This window comes from Paenibacillus amylolyticus, from assembly GCF_003719335.1.
Taxonomy (GTDB): Bacteria; Bacillota; Bacilli; order Paenibacillales; family Paenibacillaceae; genus Paenibacillus; species Paenibacillus amylolyticus_D.
Genome location: NZ_RIAS01000033.1, coordinates 1 through 25963 on the forward strand (window position 1 = coordinate 1; position 25963 = coordinate 25963).

Here is a 25963-nt window from a genome sequence, read left to right on the forward strand (position 1 = left end):
TGATCCAAACGATATTCCCGTCGGTATCCTGCCGCCGTATTGACCAGGCTGCGGTGCTCGATCATGACGCCTTTGGGCTGTCCTGTCGTTCCCGACGTATAAATCACGTAGGCCAGATCCTCTGGCCGGGCTTCGTGGAAATCGTCCATACCAGAACTCACCGGCGCATTGGCCCGCTCCTCGCTGTAGGTTGCTTCGTCGTCGAGATACAGCACCACACCCAGCGCCAGTTCCTCTTCGCCCAGCCAAGCTTCGGCACGCTCTCGCAGTGGCGTTTGCGTAAGCAGTACCTTCGCTCCGCTGTCTTCGAGCATGAAGCGCACGCGGTCTGCCGGGTAATCCGGGTCGAGCGGTACATACGCGCCGCCTGCTTTCCAGACAGCCAGCACGGCTACCAGCAAATCCACCGAACGTTCGGCAAGAACGCCGACGATGGATTCCCGGCCAATGCCGCTTATCCGTAACGTAGCCGCCAAACGGTTCGCCCGTTCATTCAGCTCCGCATACATTAGACGGTCTTTTTCGTACACAACGGCCTCTGACCCAGGCGTACGTTTTGCCTGTTCCTCGAACAGACGATGGAACGTAGCCGCAGGAGCAGTCTCCACTTCTGAATGCTCCGGGTTAAACGCACAGAGAATTTGTTCTTTCTCAACAGAGGTTAGGATATCCAATTCGGCAATGATCCCTGACGGGTTACGGAGAATGGATTCGAGCAGTTGCAAGTAATGAGATGCCATTTTCTCCACCGTTTCGGTTTTATATAGAGCTGTGGCATATTCAAACAGATATTCCAACCCGTCCTCCATCTCAGTGACGTCTAAACTTAGATCGAATTTAGAAACAGTCTCTTCACTGGCGTACGTCGATAAACGGAGTCCAGGAAGCTGAATTTCTAAATTCTCTGTATTCTGCAAAGCAAACATCGTATCAAATAACGGATTACGGCTTAGATCGCGAGCCACGCCCACCTTATCCACGAGTTCTTCGAACGGATAATTCTGATGTTCAAAAGCACCCAGCGTTGTCTCCTTAATTTCCTTCAAGTAATCAAGGAACGTCTTATCGGCAGAAGGATAACTGCGAATAGCCAAAGTATTTACGAACATGCCGATCAAAGGCTGAACGTCACTGTGATTTCTTCCCGCAATCGGCGTACCGACAACCACGTCCTCTTGTCCTGTGTATTTCTGCAACAATATCGTATAACCAGCAAGGAGAACCATGTAAAGTGTTGCGCCGTTCTCGGCTGCAAGCCGTTTCAGCCCCTCGCTTTGTTCGTTATTCATAAACAATTGAAGCGTGCGGCCCTCGTAACTTTGCATTGCCGGGCGAGGATAGTCTGTCGGCAATTCCAAAACCGGCAGCTCTCCGCGGAACATGCCCAGCCAGTAGGCCTCCTGCTTGGCAAGCTGCGTCTTCTGCTCGTCTGATTGTTGCCATACCGCGTAATCCTTGTACTGAATGCGGAGTGGATGGAGCGGCTTACCGCTGTACAAATGCACGAATTCTTCGATTAGTACGTCTATTGAAACGCCGTCAGATACGATATGATGCGTATCAAACATCAGAATATGCCGGTCCGGCGCCAGTTCGGCAAGGCCTACACGCAGCAGTGGCGGCTTAGCAAGATCAAAAGGTCGAACGAATTGGCGTACCGTCTCTTCCGCTTGATCTCCGGTGATCTGCACATATTCCACTTGGAAAACGACTTCATCATAAATCCGCTGAACTGTCTCGCCGTTTACCATCTCAAAGCCAGTACGCAGTGTTTCGTGACGAGCTACGAGTTCACGGAAGGCTTCCGTAAACCGCTGCCGGTCAAGTTCACCTTCAAGCAACATAGCTCCCGGTATGTTGTAACTCAGCTCGGCTCCTTCCAGCTGATTCAATATATAAAGACGTTTCTGAGCGGAAGAGAGCGGATAATGTGCGCTCGGTTCGGCAACCGGAATAGCTGTGAACGAGCCGATCTCTAGTTGCTCCATAGCCAAGGCCATTTCCTCAACCGTGGAGTAGCGGAATACGTCGCGAAGTGGAAATTGTACACCCAGTTCTTTATGCATTTTGCTGACCAACGTTGTCGCCCGCAGCGAGTGTCCGCCCAGGTCGAAGAAGTTGTCGGTTACGCCCACGGCCTTCTCCCGAACAAGCACCTCTTGCCAGATAACAGCCAGCTTGGCTTCCAGTTCGGTTCGCGGAGCCACGTATTCACGACCTCCGCCCGCTTCCGGTGCCGGCAGCGCCTTCCGGTCGATTTTCCCATTCGGCGTCAGAGGCAGCTGCTCCAGTTCTACGAAGTACGACGGAATCATGTATCCGGGTAGCTCGCTTGAGATGGCCCGCTTCAGATCTGCCACGGTCAGTTCTTCTTCCGCAGTATAATAAGCGCACAACGCTTTCTGACCTTCTTGATCTTCCCTCACTACAACGACGGTTTCCTTCACGCCCGTTACACGCAGCAGCTTCGCTTCGACTTCGCCTGTTTCAATCCGGTAGCCCCGGATTTTGGCCTGGTTGTCGATCCGACCAATGAAGTCTACGTTGCCGTCTTCCATCCACCGTGCCATATCTCCAGTGCGATACAGTTTCTCACCTGCAACAAACGGACTCTGTACGAACTTCTCTTCGTTCAGCTCTGGACGATTCAAGTATCCTCGCGCAACCCCAATTCCGCCAATAACCAGTTCGCCCAGCACACCTACAGGCACCGGATTCAGGTGTGCATCCACAATGTAAAACTTCGCATTTAACCACGCCTTGCCGATAGGCACATGCCCTGTCTCTGGGAGCATTTCCAGTGGCTCGTCATAGAAACTGGAGTCAATCGCTGCTTCTGTTACCCCGTAAGCGTTGATGATTCGGAATAATGATCCGAAGCGTTCCTGCAAGGTACGATAATCGGCGACGCTACAGCTGTCCGAACTGGTGATGAGCAGCTCCATGTGGCTCATATCCAGCCCTTGCTCATGCACATATTCCATGAACGGCACAATGAGCGCTGGCGTCGACTCAAAAATAGTCACTTGCTCCTGCTCGATCCAGTGGTGCAGACGAGACGGATCGATCCGGTCATCCTTCGGCACAATGACCATCGTGCCTCCGTTGTAGAGCGTACGTGCGATATCACCCACGAACACGTCAAACGAGAAGCTGGCCAGCTGCAATAGCCGCACCGGGAACTGATCCAACCGATATTCCCGTCGGTAGCCTGCCGCCGTATTGACCAGGCTGCGGTGCTCGATCATGACGCCTTTGGGTTGTCCTGTCGTTCCCGACGTGTAGATTACGTAGGCCAGATCCTCTGGGCGGGCTTCGTGGAAATCATTCACGTCAGAACTTATCGGCACATTCAACCGTTCCTCGCTGTACGACGCTTCGTCGTCGAGATACAGCACCACACCCAGCGCAAGCTCCTCTTCGCCCAGCCAAGCTTCGGCTCGCTCTCGTAGTGGCGTTTGCGTTAATAGTACCTTCGCTCCGCTGTCTTCGAGCATGAACCGCACACGATCTGCCGGGTAATCCGGATCGAGCGGTACATACGCGCCGCCCGCTTTCCACACAGCCAATACGGCTACCAGCAAATCCACCGAACGTTCGGCAAGAATGCCGACGATGGATTCCCGGCCGATGCCCTTTGCACGCAGCGTAGCCGCCAAACGGTTTGCCCGCTCGTTTAGCTCCGCATACGTTAGACGGTCGTTTTCGTACACGACAGCCTCCGATTCAGGCGCACGATGCGCCTGTTCCTCAAACAGACGGTGGAACGCAAGCTCAGGAGCCGTTTCTGCTTCCGGTTGCGCCGGATTAAAGGCGCTGAGAATTTGCTCTTTTTCCGCCGCTGTCAGCAGTTCCAACTGACTCACACGAATGTTCGGATTAGCTGCAACCTGCTCCAGTGCCCGGGCAAAATGACCGTGGATCGACCTGATATCTTCTTCTCTGAAGGTTAGTGCGTTGTACGTAAACCGCAGCCAAATATGCTCTTCAGGAATGACAGTAATGTCTAAGTCGTAATTCGTTTGCTCCGGTGACTGGATATTGGCGATTTTCAATGCTTCTTTATCCCCGCCAACGACCTGCTCAATCTGTTCCTCCATCGGATAATTTTCAAAGACCATGATATGGTTGATCAAGTCGCGCTTTTGCTTACTCAGCGACTGAATTTCAAACAACGGATATGTCTCATAAGCCCCTGATGCCAATGCCTGATCCTGAGTTTTTCTCAAAATATTAGCTACCGTTTCGGATGCTTTGCTTTGAATACGAACCGGAATGGTATTAATAAATAAGCCGATCATACTTTCGATGCCTGGAATTTCAGCCGGACGCCCGGATACGACCGAACCGAATACCACATCCTCACTGTTGTTGTATATTTGCAGAACCAGTCCCCACACAGTCTGCATGAATGTATTAAGCGTCACCTGCTGCTGGCGTGCCACCCGTTCGATCTCCCCGGTCAGTTCCTTGCTGAGTTCCACATCCATTTCAGCCATCTCAAAAGCATGCTGTTTCAGCTGCGTTTTTTCCTGAGGCAGTCTGGTCTGCTCGTCGTAACCCGCCAAATACTCGGACCAGTAGTGTGAAGCTTTCGCAGCATCTTGAGTTTCCAGCCATTCAATATACCGGGAGTACGAAGTAACCGGCGGAAGCTCCGGTTTCCGATTCTCTTGAAACGCGAAGTAGGTGTCGAACACTTCCTTGATCATAAAGGACATACACCAGCCGTCCATCAAAATATGATGGTGACTCCAGATCACGTGGTAGGACTCGTCGCCTGTACGCAATACGGTAACTCGCATCAGTGAGCCTTGAGCCAAATCGAACTTGTTCGCTTTATCCGCGCTAACGAAATCAGCTATGGCCTTCTCCACGTCTTCACCGCTTACCGAGCGTATATCTTCAAAGTACACTTCACACTTACGCTCACGGAATACCACTTGAATCGGCTCGTCTCTCCAGCCCGAAATAAAGTTCGTTCGCAATGCCTCATTCCGTTGCACTAACGTATCCAATCCTTTAGCGAAAGCTTCGACATTCAAGCTTCCGTACAGATCGAAGGTCACCTGTTCGAAGTAAGCTTCCGAATCAGCATCCAGCAGGCTGTGGAACAACATCCCTTTTTGCAGCGGAGTCAGGGTATATACATTCTCCAGTTCTCCAATCGCCGCCGTCTGTTCAGCTAACTGATCCAGTTCCTCCACTGTCACATTTTGAAGCAGCACATCGCTAGGTGTAAGCTCTGGTCGCTCTTTCGAAACGCAATGAAGGATGACTTCGCGTAAACTCGATTGAAGCAAGGTGCCTAATTTCTCTATCGTTTCCTGCTTATACTGGGTCTCCCCGTAACGGATCGTGAGTTCCAGCATCCCTCCCGATACCATACCATTGATATCAAGGATAAAATCCATCACTGCATTCGGGCTTGAATCCGCGCCCGCGCTGAACGGAGAAGACTGCAAGCCGTTGCTTTCGACATCCTGGTCGAACTGACCCAAATAGTTAAAGCTGATCTCCGGTTCCAGAGCGAAGGGTTCGCCGTCACGCGGCACCGACAAATAACGCAGGATGCCATAACCGATTCCTTTGTTCGGAATCAGGCGCAAGCTTTCTTTCACCCGTTTTACCTGGTGGCCAAGGGCCTGAACATGACTAAGCTCCAGTACAACAGGGAATTGACTTGTAAACCAGCCTACTGTACGTGTAATGTCCACATCTGGCAAAAGTTCTTCCCGGCCGTGGCCTTCGAGATTCACCAGCACACGTTCCTGACCGCTCCAAGCTTGTACCGCAAGACCAAGCGCGGTCAGCAGCAGATCGTTCATTTCCGTATGGTATGCACGGTGTGCCTGCTTCAACAGCTGTTTCGTTTCCTCTGCTGACCAGCGAACAGTAACAAGCCCGCTGTCCTTCAGTTTCGGTCTGCCTTGTTCAAAATCTTTCGGAAGCGGCTCATAGGTCAATTGCTCGACTTGTTGCCAATACGTTCTTTCGCTATCTATTGCCGAGCTGTTGGCATAATCAGCAAGCTGTCTTGCCCACGTTTGGAATGAATCCGTTTTGAGCGGCAGACGAATTGGTTGCCCTTGCAACGCCTGCTCATAGCCAGTAGCCAAATCCTCAAGCAGAATTCGCCAGGATACACCGTCTACAACCAGATGATGAATCGCAATGAGCAGATGGTCGCCGTCGTCACAGCGGAATAAACCGAGTTTCACCAAGGGGCCGTTTTCCAGATCGATGCTCGCTTGAATGTCATTCGCCTTAGCCTCTACCGTTTCTTTCACGTCGCGGACTCCCTTGAGATCGACAACTTCCAGATCGAATAGCGCTTCATTCTCCAGGACGCCACGGTTCCAAGCCGTATAACCGTTCTCGCTTTGGCGGTAAACCGTGCGGAGAGCATCATGATGCACAACCAGCTGATGCATCGCTTGGCGTAAAACTTCTTCGTCAAAACCTTGCTTGGAAAATTGCATGAATGCCTGGTTGCTATGATGCACATCAGCCGGATTTTGTTCAAAGAACCAGCGCTGAATCGGGGTCAAAACAACCTCACCCGTCACTTCGGCCTGGCTAGCCGTTTTTTCCGCCGTTTGCAATCTTAAACTAAGGGCGGAAATGGTCGGGTAATGGAACAAATCTTTCATGACCAGCTTGTATCCCGTTTGCAAAAGACGGGACGATACCTGCAAAGCCTTGATCGAATCACCGCCGAGCGCAAAGAAATTGTCCTTTGTGCCGACCTGATCCACCCCAAGTACAGACTGCCAGACTAACGCAAGGGCTTGCTCGGCAGCAGTACAAGGTGCTGTGTATGCAACCTCGGCGCGAATACTTCCTTCCGGCACAGGTAACGCTTTGCGGTCTACCTTCCCGTTCGGCGTAAGCGGCATCTGATCCAGACGCATCATGCGCGCAGGCACCATATGGGAAGGCAGGGCTGTGTCCAGATGAGCCACCAGTCTTTCCAGATCGAAGCTTGAATCCGCTACGACATACGCGCACAAATATTTCTGCCCCCGCTCATCCGTCCGATCCATGACAAGCGCTTGACGTACACCAGCCACATTATTCATGGCTGCTTCAATCTCACCAAGCTCGATCCGATAACCGCGAATTTTCACCTGGTTATCGATCCGACCGATGAAATCTACGTTGCCATCCGGCATCCAGCGTGCCAGGTCACCCGTCCGGTACAACCGCTCCCCAGCAGCGAACGGGCTATCTACGAATTTTTCCGCCGTCAAATCTGGACGGTTCAAATAACCGCGGGCCACACCCACACCGCCAATAACAAGCTCCCCGAGTACGCCGATCGGCACCGGCTTCAAGTTCGCATCCACGATATGGAACTTCGCATTCAGCCACGCCATCCCGATCGGCACACTACCCGTCTTTGGCAGTTTCTCCATCGGCTCATCATAGAAACTGGAGTCAATCGCTGCTTCCGTTACGCCATAGCTGTTAATAATACGGAACCGCGATCCGAAGCGCTCCTGCAAGGTGCGGTAATCTGCTACGCTACACGCGTCTGAACTTGTGATCAGCAACTTCATCGAGCTGACATCCAGCCCCTCGGTATACACATGTTCCATAAACGGTATGATTAACGCCGGGGTCGATTCAAACACCGTTATGGCATAGTCACGAATCCAGCCGTACAGCCGGGTTGGATCAATTCGGTCGTCCTTCGGTACAATAACCATCGTGCCGCCATTGTACAGCGTCCGTGCAATATCGCCAACGAATACGTCGAATGAAAAGCTGGCAAGCTGTAATAATCGAACCGGAAACTGATCTAGACGGTACTCTCGCCGGTAGCCGGACGCCGTGTTCACCAAACTACGGTGTTCCACTGCCACGCCCTTCGGTTGGCCGGTTGTACCTGAGGTGTAGATGACGTAAGCTAAATCACCCACCTTGTTCACATTTGCAGGATTGGATGCTGGATCTGCTGCTTGTGTGCTCTTCTCAGCTTCTGCTGTGGCAGAGGTTTCGGTAGCAGCCAATTCCACTTCCGCCTGCACCATAGCCCCCTCCTCAGCGCCTGCTTCACCCCAAGCTTGTGTACCTACAGCCCCTTCTGTCCCTCCAAGTCCATATGTTGTCGCATCGTCAAGCGCAAGCACCGTTTGTAACACCAGATCTGCATCAGTACGCCAAACTTCCGCTTGCTCCAGCAGGCAAGTCTGCGTGAGCAGAACAGATGCACCGCTGTCCGCGAGCATATACTCGATCCGTTCCGCCGGGTAATCCGGGTCAAGCGGTACATAAGCGCCGCCTGCTTTCCATACGGCAAGCACCCCAATCAATAGCTCCGTGGAACGACCAGCCAGAATGCCAACCACCTGCTCAGGCTTCACTCCGTACGTCCGTAGTATATATGCCAAACGATTTGCTTTGGCATTCAGCTCCGCATACGTCAGCCTACTGTCTTCGTAGACAACGGCCAGTGCTTCTGGCGTACGCTCCACCTGTTGCTCGAATAGCTCGTGGAACGTTCTCTCCCTCCATGCTTCATCTGTTTCCAAGCCTGTACTCTCTTCGGCGGGTTGCTTAGCGAGAGCCTGAGACGACACGTCGAACCCAACCAGCAAATCATGTTTTTCGTTGTCCGTGAGAAAATCCAGATCTGCAATCCGCGCTCCCGGCTGAGCCAGGATCGACTCCAGAAGATGCTCGTAATGCCCTGCGAGCCGTACGATCGTTTCCGGTCTGAATAACGAGGTAGCATACTCAATCTTGCAAACCAGTTCTCTCCCCGCTTCTACAACATCCAAACTAAGATCAAACTTTGCAGTCTTTTCCTCGATATCAAACAGCGACCATTGCAAGCCTTCCATCGTTAAATCCAGGCTCTCGTGCTTTTGTAAAGAAAACATCGTATCAAACAGCGGATTCCGGCTTAAATCCCGGTTCACCTGAAGTGCTTCCACCAGTTCCTCAAACGGATAGTCCTGATGCTCATAGGCTGCAAGTGTCGTTTCCTTCACTTCCTGCAAGTATTCCATGAATGTCCGCTCTGCCGCTGGACCCAAACGAAGAGCCAGCGTGTTGACAAACATGCCGATAATCGGTTGCAGGTCGGCGTGTGAACGAGCAGCAATCGGTGTGCCAACCACGATATCCTCCTGTCCCGCATATTTATGAAGCAATACGGAGTATGCAGCCAGCAAAAGCATGTACAGTGTCGAACCCGTATCACCTGCTAGGCGTTTAAGGGCTTCACTTTTCGCTGCATCCAGTGTAAACGTGAGCGTTTGACCGTTAAACTGCTGAACAGCCGGGCGCGAGAAGTCGAGAGGTAGCTCAAGAACCGGAAGCTCGGAGCTAAATACCCCACGCCAGTGTTCCTCCTGCCGCTTGATGCGCTGTCGCTGCTCTTCGGATTGCTGCCAAACGGCATAATCCTTGTATTGAATCCGCATCTCCGGCAACTTTTCCCCATTGTATAGCCGCACGAATTCACGCAATAGTACGTCCATGGAAAGGCCATCAGACCCAATATGATGAATATCCAGTGCGAGCAGGAATTGCTCTTCTCCAAGTTCAATCAGCAGGGCACGTAGCAAAGGAGGCTCGCTCAAGTCAAAAGGCCGAATGAAGCCTTCAAGAATGGCCGCAATCTGATCTTCACTTGCTTGAAGCTTCTCTACCTTGAAAGCTACATGTGGATGGATATGTTGAACCGGCTCTCCATTAACGATTTCAAAACCGGTCCGTAACATTTCATGACGGGCCATCAGGGTATCCAGTGCTCGTTCCACTTTGGCCTCGTCCAAAACGCCTTCTAAGCGCAAGGCGCTTGGGAGGTTGTAGTTCAACTCCAAGCGATCCAGTTGGTTCAGGACATACAGCCTTTTTTGTGCAGAAGAAACCGGATAGTATGCTTTTTCCTCCGCTTTGGGAATGGAAGTATGTTTCGTTTCTTCTAAGCTGGCAATAGCCTCGGCCATCGACCCTACCGTCATATAGCGGAATACATCCCGTAAAGGGAGTTCGACGTTCATCTCCTTCCGAATTTTGCTGACAAGGTTTATTGCCCGCAAGGAGTGCCCTCCGAGCTCGAAGAAATTGTTTAGGACTCCAATGCCCGAATAGCCCAGCACTTCCTCCCAAATATTCACGAGTTGAGCCTCCAATTGGTTACGCGGTGCTACGTATTCAACGCCTGTTTCCATGCCGCCTTGTGGTTCAGGCAGTGCTTTGCGATCGACTTTACCGTTGGACGTCAGCGGCATACGCTCCAGCTGCACGAAGTATGACGGGATCATATACCCCGGCATTTCCTGCGCCAGCGAAGTTCTCATTTCACTGACTGTCAGCGTACGATCCGCCACAAAGTAAGCGACAAGCGCCTTCTCGCCTCCGCTGTCCTCACGAGCGAGCACTACTGCCTCTTCCACGCCCTTTACATTTAGAAGCTGAGTCTCGATTTCGTCTAGCTCGATCCGGTAACCGCGGATTTTCACCTGATGGTCGATCCGGCCTAGATATTCGATGTTGCCGTCCGGCAGCCAGGCGGCCAAGTCACCCGAGCGATACAGTTTCTCCCCCTTCGCAAAAGGGGAATCGACGAACTTCTCCGCTGTCAGATCCGGACGGTTCAGATATCCTCTGGCCAATCCTTCCCCGGCCACATACATTTCGCCTGCCACACCAATCGGCACAGGACGGCGGTTTTCATCCAGAACGTATACGCTCAGCGTCGGGATCGGCTTACCGATGTTACTCTTGGCTGCCTCTATCTCGACCCACGTAATTTCCTTATACGTCACATGAACCGTTGTCTCCGTAATACCATACATGTTGATCAGCTTCGTATCAGGGTATTTCGTCTTGTAGCCCTTGAGCAACAATGGACTAAGCGCTTCTCCCCCAAAAATGACGTTGCGAATCCGCAGATCGTATGCATGATCCGCCAAGACCTCCCGCAACAGTTGATAAAAGTACGTTGGCGTCTGGTTCAGAATCGTGACTTGTTCGCGGCCTAACAGTGCCAGGAAGTCAGCCGGATTTTTCGCTGTGAGCGGTGGTACAATGACCAGCTTACCTCCGTACAACAGTGCTCCGTACATTTCCCAGACAGAGAAATCAAAGCAGAACGAATGGAACAACGTCCACGTATCGGACGGTCCAAAGTCAAACAGGTTTTTGTCATTAAACAGGAGGCGCACAACGTTTTTATGCTCAATCAACGTTCCTTTCGGTTTACCCGTTGTTCCCGATGTGTAGATGACATAAGCCAGATTGCCCGGGCCAGATATCGGTTCCAAGTTCGAGATATCCAGCGCACTTCCCAAGTCCGCCTTGTCATCTCCCCAAACAAAATCATCCAATTCAAGCCGAGTTCCAGCGAAGTCCGTCTTCTCATGTAAATTATTTTGAATCAGCAATAACGGTGCGCCTGAATCCTCGATCATGAAACGGATACGCTCTTCCGGATAGTCGGGATCGACAGGCACGTAAGCTCCGCCCGCTTTGAGAATTGCCAGAATGCCGACGACCATATCAATCGAACGTTCGGCCAGAATGGCCACCAACTGATCTGCTTCGACTCCAGTTTCCCGCAGTTTTCGTGCGAGGCGGTTCGATTTTTCATTTAACTCGCGGTAGGTCAATTGCTTCTCATTCATGACAGCGGCCACGTTATTCGGGTAGAGCTCTGCCTGTTCTTCAAACAGTCCGTGAATGGTTTGCTGGCGTGGATAGTCCGCTTCCGAGTCGTTAAACCCGTGCATCAACTCGTGCACTTCTTCTTCCGTAAGCATCTCGAGTGATGCAATGTCTCCGTCCGGTGCTGCTACGATGGTTTCGAGCAACTTGCCATAATGTCTGGCGAACCGCTCCGCAGTTTCCTGTTTGTACAAAGCCGTAGCGTACTCCAACCGACATTCAAGCTGACCGTCCAACTCCGAAATATCTAGCAGCAGTTCGAACTTGGATGTTCTGTTTTCCAGCGGATAAAACGATTGTTCCAGCCCCTCGATGACAATGCGCTCGTTCTCCGTATTTTGCAGGGAGAAGAACGTATCAAAGAGCGGATTTCGGCCAGTCGCGCGCGCAATGTGCAGACTCTCCACCAAGTCTTCAAATAAATAATTTTGATTTTCAAAGGCCCCAAGTGTGATGTCCTTAACTTCATCAAGGTAGGAAAGGTACGGCTTGGAACGCTCTGGACGACTACGAATAGCCAGTGTGTTGATAAACATGCCCACGATGGGTTGCACTTCTTCTTGCGTCCTTCCGGCAATCGGTGTTCCTACGATGAGATCTTCCTGACCCGAATATTTATGCATAAGGATGGAGTACGCCGACAGTAGCACCATATACAGAGTCGTTCCCGTCCGTGCCGCAAGTTCTTTCAGCTTCTCCGTTCGTTCTTGTCCGATATAAAACTTTACAGTCCGGCCGTCAAAGCTCTGCACCGCAGGGCGCGGGTAATCCGTCGGGAGCTCCAAAACAGGCAATTCACCCGACAACTGTTCCAGCCAGTATTCCTTCTGCGGCTCAAGCATCTGCCCATAAGCTTCGGAATGTTGCCAAACAGCATAATCTTTGTATTGAATGTGTAGTGGTGCCAGCGTCTCACCGCGGTACAGACGACTGAACTCATCAAAAAGCAACGCAGTCGAAATACCATCGGAGACGATATGATGCATATCAAACAATAGAATGTGACGATCCTTGGCGACTTGGATCAGGCCGATTCGTAGAAGTGGCGGCTTGGTCAGATCAAACGGGCGATAATAAGCCTCCACCACGTGATCTAATTCCTGCTCGCTCGCCTGGTAATAATCCACGGCAAACTGCACCTCATCATAGATGCGTTGTACAAGCTCACCCTGAACCTGCTCGATCCCGGTACGCAGCGTCTCATGACGCTGAATCAGTGCCCGGAATGCTTGCTGGACACGCGTATGATCCAATGCCCCTTCAAGAAGAAGCGCCGCTGACATATTGTAGCTCCGCTCGGCTCCATCAAGCTGGCGCAGGATGTACAAACGCTTCTGTTCAGATGAAACCGGATAGTACTCTGCCTGGGTTGCCTTTGTGATCTCGTATGTCTCCTGCTTCTTTAAACTACCGATTCTCTGTGCCAACTGTTCAACCGTGGTATAGCGAAAAACGTCCCGTAGTGGCACCTCGACTTGCAGTTCCTTCCGAATCTTGGAAACCAGCGAGGAGGCCCGCAAGGAATGCCCTCCCAGTTCGAAGAAGTCATCTTGAACGCCAACTCGCGCAATACCCAGCACCTGTTGCCAAATGAGCGCAATCCTTGTTTCGAGCCATGTGCGAGGTGCTACATATTCATGTCCTGCTTCTACCTCTCCGGTCGGTTCAGGCAGGGCTTTACGGTCAATTTTACCGTTCGGCGTGAGTGGAAGCTTATCAAGTGATACCAATCGAGCCGGGATCATATGGACAGGTAGTTCCTCCTTCAATTGAGACAGCAGATCGCTTATCTGCAAGGAAGCATCGCCAGCCACGTAACCACACAAATACTTCTGCCCCTGCTCATCCGTACGGTCGATCACTACAGCCTGTTTAATGCCAGGATAACGTAGCAAAGCCGTTTCAATCTCCCCGAGTTCGATTCGGAACCCTCGAATTTTCACCTGATAGTCGATCCGGCCGATGAAGTCCACGTTTCCGTCTTTCAGCCAGCGGGCCAAGTCCCCTGTCCGGTACAGACGTTCGCCCGGCACAAACGGGCTCTCTACAAACTTCTCAGCGGTTAAGTCGGGACGGTTCCAATACCCGCGCGCTACCCCTGCACCACCAATGACAAGCTCACCCGGAACACCTATAGGCACTGGCTTTAATGCAGCATCAACAATATAAAATCTGGCGTTCAGCCAAGCTTTGCCGATTGGCACATGGCCCGACGGCGGCAGTTTGTCCAGCGGCTCGTCGTAAAAGCTGCTGTCAATCGCCGCTTCCGTCACGCCATAGCTGTTAATAATGCGGAATTGTCCGCCGAATCTTTCCTGTAACAAACGATAATCGTTGACACTGCAAGCATCCGAGCTGGTAATCAGCAACTGCATGGAGCTAACGTCCAGCTTTTCTTCATAGATATGTTGCATGAAGGGCAGAATGAGCGCAGGCGTCGATTCAAATACCGTAATGTTTTGATCCCGAATCCAGCCGTATAAACGGTTGGGATCAATCCGGTCATCCTTCGGCACAATCACCATCGTACCCCCGTTGTACAACGTGCGTGCGATATCTCCGACGAATACGTCAAACGAGAAACTCGCCAGCTGCAGCAACCTTACCGGGAACTGATCCAGTTGGTACTCAAGGCGGTATGCATCCGCCGTATTTACGAGACTACCATGCTCAACCATGACACCTTTCGGACGTCCTGTCGTACCCGAGGTGTAAATCACATAGGCCAAGTCTTGCGGGGTACTCTCGGCAGAGTCTAATTCCATGCCACCCGCGTCCCCAATATAAATCTGCTCATCGTCCATGGCATAAACTGCTTGAAGCTTCAGCCTGTCATCAGCCAGCCAACCTCCGGCCCGCTCCAACAAGTGACGCTGTGTGAGCAACACCGATGCTTCGCTGTCGCTTAGCATATACTCGATTCGCTCCGTTGGATAATCAGGATCTAGCGGCACATAGGCTCCGCCCGCTTTCCAAACAGCGAGTACACCAACCAAAAGTTCGACCGAACGTTCCGCCCAGATCCCTGTAATGCTCTCCCTTCCCACGCCTTGTTCACGAAGGAGAGAAGCCAGCCGTTCGGCGCGCTCGTTCAATTCGCCATACGTCAGCTGTTGGTCCATATAGATGACTGCAGGATGATCCGGTATTTCCCTTGAAAACTTTTCAATATATCGGTGAAATGCCTCTGCCTCGCTAAGCTCTGCCACCGGCGGGTTAAAAACGTCCAATATGCGATGTCTCTCCTCATCACTGAGCAGAGAAAGTTCCCGTACCCGTAGTTCGGGAGTCTGAAGAAACTGATCCAGAACAGTTACATACTGTTCCATAATCCGATCAATCTCGGCCTTTTCGAACAAGCCATTACGGTAAGAAGCATGCAGAATGACATGTCCTTCATTCAGCATATGGTCGAAGCGTAAGAGCAAATCGTCCATCTCATGTCTGGCAAAATGAGCCTCCAGACGTACTTTGATTTCTTCGTATTCCTCAATTTTCAGAGGAAGATATTCCAGAGATGTGCGGAAAAGCTCCGAAAGATCGTTGCGCCCATGCTGCTCACGCAAATCCTGGATCAATTGGTTGTACGGATATTTCTGATACCGCAGATCAGCCGTATTTTCCTTGGAAACGGTCTGAATCAGGGACAGCAGGTGAGCGTCTGGATCAAGATGAATCCGTGTAGCCACGGTGCTGACGAACATGCCAATGGTTTCTTTTTCCTTTTTGCTGGTACGATTGGCGAAAACCGTGCCGACTGGCACATCGGTGCTGTCAGTCAGCTTATACAGCAGGGCATACATAGTAGACAGAAATAACGTATATAAGCTGACCTGATATTGTTCACTGAAGGCCAGAATGCGTTCATACCGGGAACCATCCAAAGTGATGGCGAGTTTATTGGACTCACTGCCAACGGAGAATGATGGCGCCGATTTAATGCCCGTCGTTTCAGGTAAAGTGCTGTACTTTGTCAGCCAATATTCTTTGCCTTTTTGATAACGTTGTGATTGCTCATACTCTTGCTCAGCAGAAATATAATCCAAATAGGAGGGAGCCTGATCATTACCTGAGATGTCTATATCTCTGCCTTTCTCATTCTCTTTGCCCTTTTCCTTACGTTTGTCTTTGCGCAGTTTCAGATATTTTTCCATCACGGCATGCAACAAAGCATTTACGGACAAACCGTCAGCAATGATATGATTTATCGTCAAATTAAGCCAAACCTGACCGTTCGCAAAATGAATAATAGTAAATTGGTAAAGGTTTTCGTCAAACACGCTTACCGGTTTTTTGCTTACTTCGTTTACCCACGTATAAAATTGTTCAGTTGTATCTAATTCGAGGTGACTTATCCTGGCCTGCACATTCTCCAGTTCTTCAAACCACTGTGTTGGATGTTGTAAATCTCCACTAAGACGGATTCGGAAAGCATCATAAGTTTTGACGATTTCACCCGTCGCTTGCTCCAGAAGCGGTGTGTCAATCTCACCCGTAATTTGGTAAGTTGCGGAAAGCATCGTGATGGACGTACCCGGATTCATAATTTCCATAAACCATATTCGGCGCTGGGCTTGCGTTAATCCGTATTGCTTGTTGGTATTTTCTCTCACATCGACACACTCCCGTTTTAGAGATTGTTGGTAGATAAGCTAACCGTAAAGCCGGGCGTAATAACCTCCGAGCGCGAGCAGATCCTGATGGCGCCCCCGCTCAACGACTGTTCCTTGGTTCATAACCGTAATCGAATCCGCATGTTCCACGGTGCTGAGACGGTGCGCGATCAGAATAGTCGTACGCCCCTTCATCAATACGTTCAGGGCCTGCTGTACCCAATGCTGGGATTCGTTATCCAGTGCAGAGGTTGCTTCGTCCAGCAGGAGAATCGGTGCATTCTTAAGAATCGCTCGAGCAATCGCAATGCGCTGTCTTTGTCCGCCTGACAACGATGCTCCCCTCTCTCCCACCGACGTTTGATACTGCTCAGGAAGTTCCTGAATAAAGTGATGAGCGTATGCCGCTTTGGCAGCTTCCACAACTTCTTCATCCGTGGCTTCCGGCTTGCCATAGCGAATATTTTCCTCGATTGTGCCTGCAAACAAGAACGGTTCCTGCGGAACGTAAGCAATCTGCTTGCGGATTTCATCCAGCGTGTAATGGCCAAACGCTTTGCCTTGGAGCAGGATTTCTCCACTGTCCACCGGATAAAAACCGAGCAACAGTTTGATCAGCGTACTTTTGCCGCTGCCGCTGGCCCCCACAATCGCAGCAATCTGGCCGGGAAACACCTTCATGGACATGCCTTCAAGCACCTTTGTACCCATCTGATAGGAAAATTCCACATCGCGAAACTCCACCGCAGCATCCGAAAAATGTTTGCTGTCTGGAGATCCTAGTCGCTCCGGTTCCTCTTCCTCTGCAAGTACCTCTTGAATCCGATGAGCCCCCGCGAGTGAATTCTGGGTCATAGACAGAACCATCCCCAGGTTCAATAAGGCGTGTGTCAGATTCACTTGCAAAACCGCCAGGGCAGCAACACTCCCCATTCCCATCAGTCCGTAGGCATAAAGAAGACTACCGATGACGATAATGCCACAGAACGTGACGTAACTAATAAAATGATTCACCGCAGCCTGCATCCCGTTCTTCTGCGCAGTTTGCCGTAGCGTCTGAGTCATCTGTTCATTCAACGCCTCATACTGGCTATAAATCGAACGGATGCGAAACAGTTTCACCATTTGAATGCCGCCCATGAAATCTTTGAATTTTTCGGTCATTTTACCGAGCGTTTGCAATCCTTGTTCGGACAAGGCACGAATATCTCGGGCAAATTTCAGGCTGACCGCGGAGGACAATAGCAGAATGACGAAAGATACGCCAGCAAACCGCCAATCGATCAATACCATGGAAACAATAGAGCCGATGCAAAAAACAACTTGTAACAACAGAACGAAGTAAACCTGTGAAAATGTAAACTCAACTGTCGTTACGTCGTTGTTCACCCGTGACAACAAGTCCCCATGGTGCGTCTGCTCCAGAAATCTCGGACGGACCCGGCACAGCTTGCCATAAAGACGCTCGCGGATGTTCAGTACAGTCAGCTCAACACTCCGCTGGTACAAGTAAATGAACCAGGGCGAAATGATATTTTCCAGAAACAGCGCCGTGCCCAAAATGATAAAAGCATTCACCATCAGGGACGTATCTCGGGACACGGCGAAATCAACCAAGTTATGTACGACCAAACTGAAGGCGATCAGAAACAATGTTTGGGTGAGTGCCGTTACAGCTAGGCCGGTGGCGTACTGAGTTTTTTGCTTGCGGTTCATAAATGTCAGCAAATAGCCAAGTTCTTTAACTTGCGAGAGCCATCCGCCCTTTTTCATGTGTGCGCCACCTCCCTGCGTTCGGCGGCCTCGGTAAACTCCTGATAGTAAGACTGGGCGTACAGCCCATTCATCCCCAGCAGTTGTTCATGAGTGCCCTTTTCCACAATATTTCCCTGTTCCATGACCCAAATCTCGTCGACACTTTGTACCGTAGAAAGTCGGTGAGCAATAACCATCGTTGTTCTCTGTTTCATCAATACACCCAGAGCTTTCTGAACCGCACTTTCCGACTCTGGATCAAGGGCCGACGTAGGCTCGTCCAACAACAGCACGGGAGCATCCTTTAAAAAAGCCCGAGCCATGGCGATACGCTGACGCTGCCCGCCGGACAAAAATCCGCCGCGCTCTCCGACATACGTCTGGTATCCATCAGAGAGCTTCATAATGAAGGAATGCGCCTGAGCAACTTTGGCAGCTTCAATAATCGCATCCATCGATGCTCCTTCTTGCCCGTAGCCAATATTTTCGGCAATCGTACCGCTAAACAAATACGAATCCTGAGTGACCACGGAAAAATGTGACCGCAGTTGCTCCGGGTCAGCACCATCAATCCGGGTGCCAAACACGCGGATTTCACCTTCGCTTTTCTCCGGTAGCGGATAAAAGCCGCAAACCAGCTTAAACACCGTACTCTTTCCTCCGCCGCTCGCTCCGACAAGAGCAATCGTCTTGCCTTCCGGTACCGAGAAGCTCACATTCCGCAGGATCGGAGAGTGATCTTCATATCCAAAGGTTACGTTCTTAAATTCAATAGGCGTTGCGTTCGCTTTCGGAATTAAATGGCCATTTTCTGTCTCAGTTGACTGCTCAACGATATCGGAAACCCTTCTTAAGGCACCGGCCATTTCGAACGTACGCGTGATAAGCTCGGGAATATGTTCCAGCGGTTCCAGACACAGATTCAGCAAGTATAAGAAGGCAACGAGTTCTCCCGCGCCTAACTGTCCTTGATAGATCAAATAACTTCCGTAACTGACTGCAAAAATGATCGGACTGATCATCAGTGTAGAAAGCAACGGGTTGACCCAGGCTTCCCGCTTTTTCACGGCCAGTTTTTTTTGAGCTGTCAATTGCAGCAACACTTGGTAGGATCGAGATAACATCCCGGATAACAGGTAGCTTTTTACAATAGGCATCCCCCCGAGCGTATCCTGGAGGTTCACGTTCATTCGGCCCATATTGGTCTGGGCTTCCTCCGTCAACCGCTCCAATTGCTTGCCAATCCATTGAGAAATCAGCAACGCTACCGGAAATAACAGCAGACTGTACAGCATCAGCTCCCATTGGAGGTAGATCAAATATGCAAAACAGCCAATAAACAATAGCGGATGATAAAACCACTGGGCAAAATCCCGAATCATAAACTGCTGGATGAGCTGCAGATCATTGTTGATTCGTGACAGCATGTCACCGGAGTGCTGCTTTTCCAAATCGGAGACCCGAAGTTTGCCAATATGACGCATGACATCGTTACGGACATCTTGAACCGCAGAGGCACTGCTTCGCTCCACGCCAAAACTCATGAAAAATTTGGCCGGTACACCGATCAGAATGACCACAAAGACGGCATACACGATCTGCAGTACGATTGGCCCTGCCCCTTTCTCGGCCTGCGTGGTCAGTTGCTCAATCAGACTTCCCGTCCATATCTCAATGACGGCCGCAGCAATTGCGGACAATATACCGACGATCATCCAGCCCTTGTGACGGCTTACATAGGACATCAGCCAGCGGAATGCTTTCCATGTGGCGTAAACGGTTTGGCGCTTGGAAGCTTCCTCTGTGACTTGTTCTCGAACAAATGGCTGCTGGTCAGCTTCCATGCAGTACTCCAGTCTCTGCCTCGATCTGCTGCTTAACTTGCTCTAAAATATCCCGGATGACGACGGCTGTTTCGTCCACACGCGCAAGCTCTAATAATTCTTCATGCGCGCCTTCCAAGCGATAATCGGTATAAACTTGCCTTGTTGCCCGCCGCCAGGACGGCAATTGATGTTCCAGACGAAACGCCTCGCTGTCCTGCGCAATCAGTTCATAAATTCGGGCCCGGATCGTTCCAGAATTAATAAGCTGGGCCTCATACATCAAGGTCGCTTTGACCTTCCGATGAACCCTCTCCCGTACGAGTGAGTTACTCATTAACTCCTTCTCTTCTTCGTCAAAATCGGCAAGCATTTCTTCAAGCTCTTTCTCCGACGTTTCAGCAGGCGTCAGCGTTTCCTTAATCCACGAGTCCACCATAAGCACATCCGTTACGACATGCCCTCTTTTCTCCATCACTTTAGCTACTTCAAACGTCAGGTTGCCTCCAAAGCAATAACCCAGTAACACGTAAGGCCCATCTGGCTGGATGCGAACAATCTCGTCCACATAGCGGTTCAGCATGGAGTCGTAATCGGTGGCATCATCGATAAAATCAATGCCGTAGAGTATGAATCGGCCATCGAGCCTACTTGCGAGTTCTCGGTAACCTATGCCGAAGCCGCTACCAGGAGGGAAGCAGAACACGTTAAGATCACCTGTTTTATTCAACTTGATGAAAGAGTCTCCTCCTTGATCCAGCCCCAGGTCTCCCTCTCCAAAAGCCATGGCTTCAACGGTGACATGATGGAATTGGCGGTTCAGCGGGATCTCAATACCTGTTTCATCGTAAACAGCCTGTACGAGCCTCATGATACTTAACGAATTACCACCGAGCTCAAAAAAGTTATCCTTTACTCCGACCTGCGGAACGCCAAGCGTATCTTGCCACACACGGGCGATTTTCATCTCAAGCAGCGTTCTCGGCGCGACATACTCGGCTTCGCTGGCCGCGTTTTCCCCCGGCGCAGGCAACGCTTTGCGATCGATTTTACCGTTCGAGGTCAGCGGCATCTGCGAAAGCTGTATGAAGTGCGAAGGAATCATATACCCCGGAAGATGCTTGGAGAGTTCCTCCTTGAGTTCATGCGCCGAAAGTCTTGTTTCTGCGACGTAATAAGCAACAAGAAGCTTATTACCGTTCGCATCTTCGCGATCAAGCACCTTGGCTTCCTGCACAGCTTCAATCTTCAGAATCTGGTTCTCGATCTCATCCAACTCGATCCGGTACCCACGAATTTTCACCTGATGATCGATCCGGCCCAGATATTCGATATTGCCGTCCGGCAACCAAGTTGCCAAATCGCCCGTGCGGTACAGTTTCTCCCCCTTCACAAACGGGGAATCGACGAACTTTTCCTCTGTTAGGTCCGGACGGTTCAGATATCCTCTCGCAAGGCCTTCCCCAGCCACGAACATTTCGCCCGCTACACCAATTGGAACGGGTTGGCGGTTTTCATCCAGGACATACACACGAAGTGTAGGAATAGGCTTGCCGATATTACTCTTCGCCGCCTCTATTTCGGTCCACGTAATTTCCTTATATGTCACATGAACGGTCGTTTCCGTAATGCCGTACATGTTGATCAGCTTTGTCTCCGGGTACTTCGTCTTGTAACCCTTGAGTAACAACGGACTGAGCGCTTCTCCTCCGAAGATAGCGTTACGAATCCGTAGATGATATGGATGATCGACCAAGACCTTACGGAGCAACTGGTAAAAATATGTTGGCGTCTGATTAAGAATCGTGACTTGTTCGCGGCTCAGCAGCGCCAGAAAATCAGCGGGACTTTTCGCCGTAAGCGGTGGTACGATGACCAGCTTCCCTCCATTCAGTAGCGCTCCGTACATTTCCCAAACAGAAAAATCAAAGCAGAAGGAATGGAACAGTGTCCATGTGTCGGATGGCCCAAAGTCGAACAGGTTCTTGTCGTTAAACAGGAGGCGTACGACGTTTTTATGCTCAATTAGCGTTCCTTTAGGTTTACCCGTCGTTCCTGACGTATAGATAACATAGGCCAAGTTTCCCGATTCAGAAATCGGTTCTAAGTTCGAAGAGTCCGGTGCACCTTCGGAGCCGAGCCCACTGTCTTCCCAAACAAAATGATCTAATTCAAGCCGAGTTCCTGCGAAGTCAGTCTTTTCATGCAAATGCTTTTGAATAAGTAATAATGGTGCACCTGAATCTTCAATCATGAAGCGGATACGCTCCTCTGGATAATCGGGATCAATAGGCACGTAAGCCCCGCCGGCTTTGAGAATTGCTAGAATGCCAACAACCATATCAATCGAGCGTTCAGCTAGAATCGCGACCAGTTGATCGGCTTCGACTCCTGTCTCGCGCAGCTTCCGCGCAAGGCGGTTGGATCGCTCGTTCAATTCGCAGTAAGTTAACTGCTCTTCATTCATGACAACGGCTACGTTACCCGGATAAAAAGCTGCCCGTTCTTCAAACAAGCCGTGAATGGTTTGCCCACGATCAAATCCGGTTCCTGTGTCATTAAATTGATTCAGGAGCATTTCCCTCTCATCTGGAGATAGTACATCGGCTTGTCCAAGCTCCAGATCCGGCTGAAATAAAAGTAAGGACAGTAGCCGAACTAGATGGTCGGCTGCTTGTTCCACAAACGCATGCTCATACCGTTGCCCGTCATAGCTTATCTCCAACTCGAGAGAACTTTCTTCGCGGTCGAAGCGAAAAATCATATCGTTCGCCATCCGGTTGCCCAGCGTTTCAGGATGAATCGGGGCGAAGGAGACCACAGTGTTAATGACTGGAAAGCCATCCTTCGTATAACCCAGACGGAGCGGCTCCACCATTTTTCGGAAAGGCAGGTGCTGATGCTCCAGCGCCTCGCTGATAGAGGTTTTGATTCCCCCGAGCAGCGTTTTAAGCGTAGTCTGATGGCTTACAGCCGTTTTGATGAACAGGATTTCATGCGGCGGCGTCCCATCCGGTTCTGCTTGATAAGAAGGCATACCGACCAGCACCTGATCCTGCCCCGTATATTTGAACAGCAGACTTTTTACTCCTGCCAAAACAACCATGTATATCGCCAAATCGGAACCACTCGCTAGGCCAATGATTCTCTCCGAGAGTTCGATTGGCAGAGTGCGGTGAAGCAAGCCTGGCTTGACCTCGGCTTCCCCACTTGCAGATAACTTGGAGGGTTGACTGTAAGGAAGGAAGCTCAGACTGTCACTGGCATCAAACTTAAGGTTCCAGTACTGTTCTTCCTTTTCAAATAAAGATTTCATGGGTACCTCCCCTAAAATGAAGTGACCGCATGCCCTGCACAGATCCAAAACGTTTATTTTCGGATCTGTGCATCTATGGGCTTGCATGTTGTTCGCCATCTTACTTGGGATATGTGCAGATTTCACTAGACATCAAAGGCATGATTGCAGATTTAAAACGCAAATTCGATTGAATCAACCGCATTCTTTCCGTCTGTCTCTGGTTTATGACATTCAATCCGGTTTAGCTCAAGCTGTGGATTTTCTACGATTTGAGACAGCACCCGCAGGTAATCGTCGGTCAAGGTGCGAATCATCGTCTCTTTGAACAGCTTCGTGGCATAGAAGAAGCCTCCGCTCAGCGAGCCGTTGTTTTCATACATAAACAGGGTTAGATCAAACTTGGCTTCTTCCAACTGGTCGAGTTCAACACTTTTCAGGTTGACCCCTTCCAGTTCGACGTCTTGTTCTTCGATATTTTGCAAGTCGAAAACAGCATCGAATAACGGGAAGCGGCCCGGTTCCCGCTTCACATTCAAACGCTCTACGAGCTCTTCGAACGGATAATCCTGGTTCTCAAAAGCACCCAAAGCGGTCTCCTTCACTTCTTCAAGGTAGGACAAAAATGTTTTGTCCCCCGACGGACGATTACGGAGCGCCAACGTATTGACAAACATCCCGATGACCGGCTCCAAATCGGCATTCGTTCTTCCCGCCACCGGGGTACCCACGATGATATCCTCTTGCCCGCTATACTTGGACAGCAACAAGGTATACGCCGCGAGCAGCACCATGTACAGCGTGCTTTCTTGCTGGGCCGCCAATTGACGTAGCCGCTCAGAGAGAGTAGCGTCAACATCGAATTCCAGATGCATGCCTTCGTAATCGCGAATCGCAGACCGTTCATAGTCCAGCGGTAAATCGGCCCTCGGCAGTTCGCCTTCAAAGGTTTTCAGCCAGTACGCTTCCTGCCGTCCGATCCGGTCTTGGTAATCCTTAGACTGTTGCCAAACGGCATAATCCTTGTATTGAATCCGCAATGAAGGCAGTTCTTCACCAGCATAAACACTTGAGAACTCATCCATCACAATCGTCATCGATACACCGTCGGACACAATATGATGCATATCGAAAAGGAGAATATGCAGGTCCCGCTCCAGTTCTATGACCCCGACGCGTAGAAGCGGCGCCTTGCCAAGGTCGAACGGACGAACGAAGCTGCGGATGGTCTGCTCGATTTGAGCCACATCCTCTGGATCTGCTTGATGGTGTTCGATAGCAAAATCAACCTGCTGGTAAATACGCTGAACTGCTTCACCCTTCACAACTTCAAAACTTGTGCGCAGTGATTCATGGCGTGTTATCAATTTGCGCACGGCACCTTCAAAACGTTCTAAATCAAACTCACCTTCCAACTGCACCAGTTCCGGCATGTTATAAAGCTGATCTGCCCCATCCAGCGTGTGCTGAATGAACAATCGCTTCTGCGCAGAGGAGAGAGGGTAGTAATCTCTTAAATCCGCTTGAGGAATGGCCTCATGCTCCCGTCTCTCCATCCGGGCGACTACCTCGGCCATCGATGCAATAGTCGAGTGGCGGAATACGTCGCGCAGCGGCAGATTAACATTTAATTTCTTAAATACCTTGCCCGCCAATGACGTTGCCCGTAGAGAGTGACCACCAATGTCAAAGAAGTTCTCGTACACGCCGATCTCCTTCGTAAGCCCCAGCACCTCCTGCCAAATCGAGGCCAACTTTATTTCCAGTTCATTGCGCGGTGCAACATACTCCGTTCCGCTTCCTGCCTCCCCTTCCGGCGCTGGCAACGCCTTCCGGTCAATCTTGCCGTTTGGCGTCAGAGGAAGACGCTCCATCCTCACGAAGTACGATGGAATCATATACCCCGGCAACTCCTGTGCCAACGCTCCGCGCAGATCGTTTACTGCCAGATCTGTTCCTGTATCCGGTGTGTAATATGCACATAGCACTTTCTGCCCGTTTGCGTCATTTCGAACCAGCACGACTGCTTCGCGAACATTTTCCACCTGTAGTAGGTGTGACTCAATCTCTCCTGTTTCGATCCGGTACCCCCGGATTTTGGCCTGGTTGTCCATCCGACCGATGAAGTCCACGTTGCCGTCTTTCGTCCATCGCGCCAAGTCGCCCGTGCGATACAACCGCTCACCCGCGGCGAACGGGCTGTCTACGAACTTCTCTTCCGTCAGCTCTGGACGATTCAAGTATCCACGCGCAACCCCAATTCCGCCGATAACGAGTTCGCCCAGCACACCTACAGGCACAGGATTCAGATGGGCATCCACAATGTAGAACTTCGCATTTAACCACGCTTTGCCGATAGGCACATGCCCTGTCTGTGGCAGCATTTCCAGTGGCTCGTCGTAGAAGCTGGAGTCAATCGCCGCTTCCGTCACCCCATAAGCGTTGATGATTCGGAACACTGATCCGAAGCGCTCCTGCAAGGTACGATAATCGGCGACGCTACAACTGTCCGAACTGGTGATGAGTAGCTCCATGTGGCTCATATCCAGCCCTTGCTCATGCACATAGTCCATAAACGGCACAATGAGCGCTGGCGTCGACTCAAAAATAGTCACCTGCTCCTGCTCGATCCAGTGGTGCAAACGAGACGGATCGATCCGGTCATCCTTCGGCACAATGACCATCGTGCCTCCGTTGTACAGCGTGCGTGCGATATCGCCCACGAACACGTCAAACGAGAAGCTGGCCAGCTGCAATAGCCGCACCGGGAACTGATCCAACCGATATTCCCGTCG

Annotated in this window: 5 protein-coding genes; all 5 read right to left on the bottom strand. The window is 50.9% G+C overall.

What is annotated here, in order from left to right:
- A partial coding sequence (locus tag EC604_RS29075) for a non-ribosomal peptide synthase/polyketide synthase (protein WP_123067429.1) occupies positions 1–16295 on the bottom strand: 16295 nt, incomplete at its 3' end.
- Between the two features lie 39 nt (positions 16296–16334).
- Entirely contained in the window at positions 16335–18068 is a 1734-nt protein-coding gene (locus EC604_RS29080) for an ABC transporter ATP-binding protein (RefSeq protein ID WP_123067430.1), read from the bottom strand.
- Positions 18065–19894 (bottom strand): ABC transporter ATP-binding protein, encoded by a 1830-nt coding sequence (locus EC604_RS29085; RefSeq protein ID WP_123067431.1) that lies wholly within the window; start codon positions 19892–19894, stop codon positions 18065–18067. Before EC604_RS29085 ends, EC604_RS29080 begins: the two co-directional genes overlap by 4 nt.
- Entirely contained in the window at positions 19884–23189 is a 3306-nt protein-coding gene (locus tag EC604_RS29090) for a non-ribosomal peptide synthetase (RefSeq protein ID WP_123067432.1), read from the bottom strand. The genes EC604_RS29085 and EC604_RS29090 overlap by 11 nt, the downstream gene beginning before the upstream one ends.
- 152 nt (positions 23190–23341) lie before the next feature.
- Positions 23342–25963 (bottom strand): condensation domain-containing protein (locus EC604_RS29095; protein WP_151458138.1); only part of this gene is annotated, 2622 nt, incomplete at its 5' end.